The 8,343-nt window shown below is 66.7% G+C and carries 10 protein-coding genes; 2 read left to right on the forward strand and 8 right to left on the reverse strand.

The window, feature by feature from the left end; all coding sequences use genetic code 11:
• Positions 1–47: 47 nt before the first annotated feature.
• The 6 genes from VIR09_RS06585 to VIR09_RS06610 all read right to left on the reverse strand — a co-directional run bounded on the left by VIR09_RS06585 (position 48) and on the right by VIR09_RS06610 (position 5,813).
• Complete coding sequence (locus VIR09_RS06585) at positions 48–1,253, reverse strand: ABC transporter substrate-binding protein (protein WP_332012142.1); 1,206 nt, start codon at positions 1,251–1,253, stop codon at positions 48–50.
• A gap of 57 nt (positions 1,254–1,310) precedes the next feature.
• Positions 1,311–2,030 (reverse strand): ABC transporter ATP-binding protein, encoded by a 720-nt coding sequence (locus VIR09_RS06590; RefSeq protein ID WP_332012143.1) that lies wholly within the window; start codon positions 2,028–2,030, stop codon positions 1,311–1,313.
• A complete protein-coding gene (locus tag VIR09_RS06595; RefSeq protein ID WP_082401334.1) occupies positions 2,023–2,778 on the reverse strand; it encodes an ABC transporter ATP-binding protein in 756 nt (251 codons plus the stop codon). The genes VIR09_RS06590 and VIR09_RS06595 overlap by 8 nt, the downstream gene beginning before the upstream one ends.
• A 90-nt stretch (positions 2,779–2,868) precedes the next feature.
• Positions 2,869–3,780, reverse strand: coding sequence for a dihydrodipicolinate synthase family protein (locus tag VIR09_RS06600; RefSeq protein WP_332012144.1), 912 nt, complete (start codon positions 3,778–3,780; stop codon positions 2,869–2,871).
• 219 nt (positions 3,781–3,999) lie between these two features.
• Positions 4,000–4,887 (reverse strand): alpha/beta hydrolase, encoded by an 888-nt coding sequence (locus tag VIR09_RS06605; protein WP_332012145.1) that lies wholly within the window; start codon positions 4,885–4,887, stop codon positions 4,000–4,002.
• Between the two features lie 38 nt (positions 4,888–4,925).
• Complete coding sequence (locus VIR09_RS06610) at positions 4,926–5,813, reverse strand: LysR family transcriptional regulator (RefSeq protein WP_332012146.1); 888 nt, start codon at positions 5,811–5,813, stop codon at positions 4,926–4,928.
• 99 nt (positions 5,814–5,912) lie between these two features.
• On the opposite strand from VIR09_RS06610, the gene VIR09_RS06615 reads away from it, so the two are divergent.
• Together VIR09_RS06615 and VIR09_RS06620 are read left to right on the forward strand one after the other, a co-directional pair.
• Positions 5,913–6,317, forward strand: coding sequence for a CidA/LrgA family protein (locus tag VIR09_RS06615; RefSeq protein ID WP_332012147.1), 405 nt, complete (start codon positions 5,913–5,915; stop codon positions 6,315–6,317).
• Positions 6,307–6,999 carry an LrgB family protein gene (locus VIR09_RS06620; RefSeq protein ID WP_332012148.1) on the forward strand — a complete coding sequence of 231 codons (693 nt, stop codon included), beginning with the start codon at positions 6,307–6,309 and terminating at the stop codon, positions 6,997–6,999. The genes VIR09_RS06615 and VIR09_RS06620 overlap by 11 nt, the downstream gene beginning before the upstream one ends.
• An 8-nt stretch (positions 7,000–7,007) precedes the next feature.
• On the opposite strand, the gene VIR09_RS06625 is transcribed toward VIR09_RS06620, so the two are convergent.
• Together VIR09_RS06625 and VIR09_RS06630 are read right to left on the reverse strand one after the other, a co-directional pair.
• Positions 7,008–7,652 carry a LysE family translocator gene (locus VIR09_RS06625; protein ID WP_332012149.1) on the reverse strand — a complete coding sequence of 215 codons (645 nt, stop codon included), beginning with the start codon at positions 7,650–7,652 and terminating at the stop codon, positions 7,008–7,010.
• Positions 7,649–8,343: DMT family transporter (locus VIR09_RS06630; protein ID WP_332012150.1), on the reverse strand; the 695-nt coding region annotated here is incomplete at its 5' end. The genes VIR09_RS06625 and VIR09_RS06630, both read right to left, overlap by 4 nt.

An 8,343-nucleotide genomic window follows, 5' to 3' on the forward strand; every position in this document is an offset into this window, starting at 1 on the left:
GCCAGGGCAGCCGGCGCCGCACGCCATGCGTGCGGCGCGTGGCGGCTTTACGTCTTGTTCAACGAGCACGCGGCCTGGGGCTTGGGAAACACGTCCTCGCCCTTGAGCACCGACTTCACGTTGTAGTAGTCCCAGGGCGCCTTGGATTCCTTGGGCGTCTTCACCTGCAGCAGCAGCATGTCGTGCACCAGCGCGCCGTCGGCGCGCAGCTTGCCGTTGCGGATCACGGCGTCGTTGATGGTCATTTCGCGCAGCTTGGCCATCACCGCCGGCGCATCGTCGGTGCCGGCGGCTTCGATTGCCTTCAGGTACGACAGCGTGGCCGAATACACGCCGGCCTGCGAGGCGGTCGGCATCTTCTTGGCCTTTTCAAAGAACTTCTTGGCCCAGGCGCGCGAGGCGTCGTCATAGTCCCAGTAGAAGGCTTCGGTCAGGTACATGCCCTGCGCCTTGGCCAGGCCCATGCTGTGCACGTCCGAGATGTAGGTCAGTAGCGGCGCCACGATCTGCTTCTTGTTGATGCCGAATTCATTGGCCTGCTTGACCGCGTTGACCGTGTCGTTGCCGGCGTTGGCCAGCGCGATGACGTCGGCCTTCGACGCCTGCGCCTTCAGCAGGAACGACGAAAAATCATTGCCGGGGAAAGGGTGGCGCGACACGCCCACCACGCTGCCGCCGTTCTCCTGGATGACCTCGGTGCCGTCCTTTTCCAGCGAGTGGCCGAAGGTGTAGTCGGCGGTGATGAAGTACCAGCTCTTCTTGCCTTCCTTGACCAGCGCACGGGCGGTGCCGGCGGCCAGGGCATAGGTGTTGGTGGTCCATTGGGCGTTCAGCGGCGAACATTTCTCGCCCAGGATGGCGGTGGACAGGCCGGCCGACGGCATGGTCACGCGGTTCTTCTGCTTGGCGATTTCCATCACCGCCAGCGCGGTGGACGCAGTGGGAAAGTCGGTGATCATGTCGACCTTGCCCTGGTCGAACCATTCGCGCGCCAGGTTGGCGGCGACGTCGGGCTTGTTCTGGTGGTCGGCCGAAACCACTTCCACCGGCTTGCCCAGCACCTTGTTGCCCATCTCCTCGGCGGCCATGCGGGCCGCGATCACGGAGCCGTTGCCGGCCAGGTCGGAATAGACGCCCGACAGGTCGGTAAGGACGCCGACCTTGACCACGTCGTCGCTGACCTTGGTCTGGGCCTGGGCGGCGCCGATCATGCCGACGGCGAACAGGGCTGCTGAGATTCGATTCAATTTCATCTGACTACGCTCCGTGTAGGAAGGGGACTGCGGTCGGAAGGAATGTGGCTGGAAAACTCAAATGCCGAGCAAGGCGTTCAGCCTGTCCTGCGATTGCCGGACCTCGGCGCGGTCGATCACCGCTACCACCTGGCCGTGCTCGATGACGTAATGGCGGTCGGCCAGGTGCTGGGCGAAGCGGAAGTTCTGCTCGACCAGCACGGTGGTGTAGCCGCGCTCTTTCAATTGCCGGATCACGCGGCCCAGGGACTGCACGATGACCGGGGCCAGGCCTTCGGTGATTTCGTCCAGCAGCAGCAGGCGGGCGCCGGTGCGCAGGATGCGCGCCATCGCCAGCATCTGCTGTTCGCCACCTGACAGGCGCGTGCCAGGGCTGTGGGCGCGCTCTTTCAGATTGGGGAACATGTCATAGATCTCTGCCACCGACATGCCGTCCGGCCCCACCGAGGGCAGCAGCATGAGGTTTTCCTCGGCGCTCAAGGACGCATAGATGCCGCGCTCTTCGGGGCAATAGCCGATGCCGCGGCGCGCGATCTTGTGGGGCGGCAGGCCGACGGTTTCCTGGCCATGGATCTTGATGGAGCCGCTGCGCCGGCCCACCAGGCCCAGGATGGATTTCAGCGTCGAACTGCGGCCCGCGCCGTTCCTGCCCAGCAGGGTCACGCATTCGCCTGGCTTCACGTCCAGGTCTATGCCGTGCAGGATGTGCGATTCGCCGTACCAGGCGTGCAGATTGCGGATCTCCAGCATGTTGGAGGCCGGGGCGGCGTCATTCATCTTCGGCTCCCATGTAGGCTTCGCGCACCGCCGGGTTTTCCGACACGGTCGCGTAGGGGCCTTCTGCCAGGATCTCGCCCCGTTGCAAGACGGTGATGGTGTCGGAGATGTCCGCGACCACTTTCATGTTGTGTTCGACCATCAGGATGGTGCGGCCCGCGGAGACCTGCTTGATCAGGTGCTTGACCCGGTCCACGTCTTCGTGGCCCATGCCCTGGGTGGGTTCGTCGAGCAGCAGCAGCTCGGGTTCCAGCGCCAGCGTGGTGGCGATCTCCAGCGTGCGCTTGCGGCCATAGGGCAGATCGCCCGCGGCCACGTCCAGATGCGTGCGCAGGCCGACCTGGTCCAGCAGTTCCTCGACGCGGTGGTGCAGGCTCTCCAGCGTGCGTTCCGAACGCCAGAAGCAATAGTCCACGCCCAGCTTGCGCTGCAGGGCCACGCGCACGTTTTCGCGCACCGATAGCTGCGGAAAGACGGCGGATATCTGGAACGAGCGCACGATGCCGCGGCGCGCGGTCTGCGCGGGACGCTCCTGCGTGATGTCCACGCCGTCGTACAGGATTTCGCCGCGCGTGGGGATGTGGAACTTGGTCAGCAGGTTGAAGAAGGTGGTCTTGCCCGCGCCGTTGGGGCCGATGAGCGCGTGGATGGCGCCGCGGCGCACGCTCATGTCGACGTTGTTGACCGCCACGAAGCCGCGGAATTCCTTGCTCAGGCCCCGGGTCTGAAGAATGATGTCGCTTTGCATGATGTCCGTTAGGCTTGCGGGAGGACAGGTCCTGGCGCGTCGCGGCCTCGCCACGCGCCAGGAAATTCGTGCTTCTTCCGGAGCCCGGCCTTACTTCGACTGGTACTGCGCGGGGCGCTTGGCCAGCGAGGCCTGGATGATGGCGGTGCAGCGTTCGCGTTCGGCGCCGACCAGCGGCAGACGAGGGCGGCGCACGTGCTCATTGCCCACCCCGGCCAGCGTCTCGGCCAGCTTGATGTTCTGCACCAGCTTGGTCGACACATCCAGGTGCAAGAGCGGCGTGAACCACTGGTACAGCGCCAGCGCTTCCTGCCATTTGCCGGCCTTCATCAGGTCATACAGGGCCACGGTCTCGCGCGGGAAGGCGGTCACCAGCCCGGCCAGCAGGCCGTCGGCGCCCAGCGCCAGCGCCTCGAACGACAGGTCGTCCACGCCGATGAACAGCTGGTAGCGGGTGCCCAGCGCATTGCGCAGATCGGTCAGGCGGCGCACGTCGTCGCTGCTTTCCTTGATGGCGACCAGCCACTTGCAGTCGGCCAGTTCGGCCATGTGCTCGGTCTTCAGGTCCACGCGGTAGGCGACGGGGTTGTTGTAGATCATGCAGGGCTTCTGCGCGGCTTCCGCCATGGTGCGGATGCTTTGCATCGCTTCGCGCGAGTCCGCCACGTAGATCAGCGAGGGCATCAGCATGAAGCCGTCCACGCCCAGTTCCACGGCGCCCTTGATGAAGCGCAGCGCCTCGCGAGTGCTGGTTTCCGACACGTTGGCCAGGACGGGAATGCGGCCCGCGCTGACTTCGACCGCGCAGCGCGTCACTTCCAGCTTTTCTTCCAGGGTCAGGGTGCTGGCTTCGCCCAGCGAGCCGCAGGTGACCAGGCCGTGTACGCCGTTATCGATCAGGAAGCCGAAGTGCTTGCGCATCGCCTCGAAGTCGAGGGTCTCGTCGGCATGGAACTTACTCGTTACGGCAGGAAAGACCCCCTGCCAAAGCACGTTACTCAACTGGCTTCTCCTCAAGATGCCGTCGCTTCAATGGCGGAGCGGCGAGCAGGAGCAAAGTCTAATATCTAGTAAATATATTTAGAAGATATTTTGATTTGGGGATTTCCCGGGGCGGGCCAACCCGGGGCGGGTCATCCCGGGGGGGCAGGTGTACGGGAAATGCGCTGCTGGCACGTGCGGACAGGGCGGACTGAGAGCCTGTCGCGCCGGCTCAGGCCGTCAGCCCGCCTTGCGCGGATACGCGCGGCTGGCGTCCCGCATGAAGGTCTTCACCGCGGTCTCATACTGCGCGCCGCTGCGGAAGGCGCCCGAATGCGTGGCGCCTTCGATCTTGACCAGGCGCTTGAGCTCGGGCGCGACATTGCTTGCGGCGGCGTAGAGTTCGTCGCTCATGGTGTGCGGCACCACGCGGTCGGCGGTGCCGTGCATGAACAGCATGGGCGTGCGCATGCGCGCCAGCTTGTCCACCGAGGCGAAGGGCTGCGTCACCAGCAGGCTGGCGCCCGGCACCTTGCCCCAGCGCAGCGTGGCCAGCATCGCGCCGATGCTGGTGAAGCTGGACTCCACGATCAGGCCGGCGAATGCCGGCTGTTCCGGGCGCGCCGCCAGGTCGATCGCGATGGCGCCGCCCAGGCTGTGGCCGTAGACGAAACGGCGCGATGGATCGGGCTGGATCCGGGCCAGTTCCGCAAGCCCCGCCATCGCGTCTTCCAGCGCGCTGTCCTCGGACGGCAGGCGCGGCGTCGATGCGCCAAAGCCGCGGTAGTCGATGGCCAGCACGGAATAGCCCATGCGGGTCCAGCCGTCGATGCGGAAGGCGCTGCCGTTCAGGTTCCAGCGCGCGCCGTGCAGATACAGCACGGTGGGCGCGCCGGCTTGCGGACTTTGCCAGTACCAGGCGCGCACCTTGTCGCCGCCGGCCAGCGTCAGGTCGTAGACCTGGGTGCCGTCGGCGGGTTCGCGCCACCAGGTCTGCGGTTCGGACTGGGGAGAGAAAATCGTCTGCCGCTGCCAGGAATCAAGCTGGGTGCAGCCGACCACGCTGGCGCCGGCAAGCAGGGCAACGGCGAACAGGCGGCGGGGAGAGAGGCGGGGTAGGGCTGGCATGGAATATCTGACCCGGGCGAGGCGGCTGGGTTCCGGCATCAGCATACTTCGGGATGGACTTCTCGCGTCAAGGCCAGCCAGGCCTGGGCGGCGTGGGACAGGTAGCCGCCGCGGCGCCAGACCAGCACCATTTCCCAGTCCGTGCCGGCATCGCGCAGTGGCACGCGCGCCACACCCGCGTGCTGTTCCTCGCGCACCTTGAGTCGCGGCAGGAAGGCCACGCCCAGGCCGGCCGCCACCAGCGCCACGATGAAATCGATCTGGCCGCTGCGCGCCGCAATGGAAGGCGCGAAGCCGGCGCGCTGGCAGGCGTCCTGGAGAATGCGGTTCAGAGCGAAGCCCGTCTCGAACAGGATGAAGGGCGAGTCCCGCAGTTCGCTCAGCCCCACCGTTGCGGCGCGCGCCTTGGGATGGTCGGCGGGCATCAGCGCCACCAGCGGTTCGCGCGCCACCGGCTGCCACTCGAAAATGTCGGGCACCGGCTTGAGCGAACCCGCCAGCTCGATCTCGCCGGCCATCACCATTTCCTCCAGGCGGCGGCTGCCGTGTTCCACCAGGCTGATCTCGATCTGCGGGTAGCGGCTGCGAAAGCGCGCAAACATGGGCGCGAACAAGGTGCTGCTGCCCAGCGGCGGCAGGCCCAGCCGCAGCACGCCGCGCTTGAGCCCCTTCAATTCGTCGAGTTCGGCGTACAGGTCGTCGCGCTGCGCCAGCATGGCCACGGCGCGGCGGTAGACGATTTCGCCAGCGGCCGTCAGCCGCGGCGGCTGGGCGTGGCGGTCCAGCAACGGCATGCCCAGCTCATCTTCCAGCTGGCGCACCGCCTTGCTGATGGTGGGCTGGGTGGCGAAGACGGTCTTGGCCGCCTGGGAAAAGCCGCCTTGGCGCACGACCTCGACCAGGGCGCGCAGGGGACGCAGTTCCATGGTTATGCCTGTTTGGAATGGGCAGGATTCAACGAATTCATTTTATCTATAGGCGGCGCGGGCGTAAAACATCTACTTGCCGCAGGAACCCTCCATTCAATGTCTCGCCCACGCCTCACCATTCTTCTGCGCAGCTGGCTGCGCCGCAGCCGCGTGCTGCAGATCTGCCTGCTCGTGCTTTTTTCCCTGCTGGGCCAGGCGCTGGCCCAACTGCTGGGCCTGCCCGTGCCGGGCGGCGTCATAGGCATGGCGCTGGTGCTGCTACTGCTGGCCACGCGCCGCCTGCGCGTGCGCAATGTGCATCGCGGCGCCAGCTGGTTGCTGGGCGAGATGCTGCTGTTTTTCGTGCCCGCCGTCATGTCGCTGCTGGACCACCGCGAATTCCTCGGGCTGCTGGGGCTGAAGCTGCTGGCCGTCATCGTGTTGGGCACGGCCCTGGTGATGACCGGCACGGCGCTGACCATCGATCTCTGCTACCGCTGGATGAACCGCCATGCTGGCTGATTTCAACCTGTGGTTCTGGCCCGCCGCGACGGTGCTGGCCTACGTCTGCGCGCGCCTGTTTTACCGGCGCTTTGCCTGCTGGTGGACCTCGACGCTGGTGGTGGCGCCCGCGTTGCTGCTGGCGCTGGCGCTTGCGCTGCACACGGGCTATCGGGAGTACATGGCCGGTTCGCACTGGCTGATGGCGATGCTGGGGCCGGTCATCGTCGCGTTTGCGCTGCCCTTGTACGAGCAGCGCGCCTTGATCCGCCGCTATTGGCCGGTGCTGGTGGCAGGCGTGGCGGTGGGCAGCCTGATTGCGGGCGTCAGCGCCTGGATGCTGGGCAACCTGCTGGGCCTGTCGCCGGACCTGCGCCTGAGCCTGCTGCCGCGCTCGGTGGCCACGCCGTTCGCGCTGGCCGTGTCGTCGCATGTGGGCGGGACGCCGGATCTGACGGCCGTCTTCGTGATCGTCACGGGTGTGTTTGGCGCGGCCATCGGCCAGTTGATGCGGCGCTGGCTGCCGCTGCGCTCGGCCTTGGCACGCGGCGCGCTATTCGGCATGGGCGCGCACGGCGCCGGTACGGCCAAGGCCCGCGAACTGGCGGCCGATGAGGGCGCAGTCGCGGGCCTGGTGATGGTGATGGCGGGCTTGTTCAACGTGCTGGTCACGCCCGCCGTGGTGGTGGGACTGCTGGCCTGACGGCCGCGTCAGCGCAGCATTTCCAGCGCCACCGGATACAGCGACGCCACAAGCAGCAGCGCCATGCCCACATTGAAGGCGCGGATCGCCCAGGGCTTGTGCAGCACGCGGCGCAGCGCCGTGCCGAAGGTCACCCAGATGCCGATGCTGGGCAGGTTGACGATACCGCAGACGATGGTGGCGATGACCAGGTTGGCGAAGAAGCTGTTCTGCGGCGTGTAGGTCGCGATCACCCCCACGGCCATCACCCACGCCTTGGGATTGACCCATTGGAAGGCAGCAGCCTGCAGAAAGGTGAAGGGCTTGCCGCGCGCCTCGCCGTCGTCCATTTCGCCCGAATTCGCGATCTTCCAGGCCAGGTACAGCAGATAGGCCGCGCCCGCGTACTTCAGCACGGCGTACAGCTGCGGTATCTGCTGGAACACCGAGCCCAGCCCGATGCCCACCAGGAAGATCATGAAGGTAAAGCCCAGGTTCACGCCCAGCAGGTGCGGCACGCTGCGGCGGAAACCGAAGTTCAGGCCCGACGAGGCCAGCATTACGTTGTTGGGGCCGGGCGTAATCGAACTGACCAGTGCGAACATGGCCAGCGGGCCCAGCAGGGACAGGGACATCAGGGGCACGTCGGCCCAGTTGGAGGGGAGCAGATTCATTTTTTGGTCCTGACGATGGCGCGGCGTCCGCCGGCGATAACGGCGATCACGGCAGCGGCGAAAAGATACGTCGCCGGCTCCACGGATTCGCCAAACAACAATGCGGCCGCCACCACCGTCAGGAACGGCTGCAGCAACTGCACCTGGCCGACCCGGGCGATGCCGCCCACGGCCAGGCCGCGATACCAGGCAAAAAAGCCCAGGAACATCGAACCCAGCGCCAGATAGGCGCAGGCATAGATCACCGAGGCGCTGGGCCAACTGGCCTGCTGCGCCGCCATCCAGCCGACAGGCGCCGCCACCACCGGCGCGCTGATCACCAGCGCCCAGCAGATGGTGCGCCCGCCGCCCAGCGTGCGGGAAGCGCGCGCGCCCTCGGCATAGCCCATGCCGCCCAGCACCACGGCCAGCAGCAGCCAGAGGTAGCCTGTCTCCAGCGTGCCGTTGCCCTGGCGCAAGGCGTAGGCCGTTACCAGGGCGGCGCCCAGTACCGCCCAGGCCCAGAAGCCGGGCGAAGGGCGTTCGCCGCTGCGCAGCGCGGCAAACGCCGCAGTCGACAACGGCAGCAAGCCGTTGAACACGGCGCCCTGCGCGGCGGGCACGGTCTGCATGGCGAGCGAGGACGCCAGCGGCCAGCCCACCACGATGCCCAGCGCGGCCAGGATCACGCCGGGCCATTCGTCGCGGTTCG

Source organism: Achromobacter sp. (assembly GCF_036567245.1).
Taxonomy (GTDB): domain Bacteria; phylum Pseudomonadota; class Gammaproteobacteria; order Burkholderiales; family Burkholderiaceae_B; genus Achromobacter.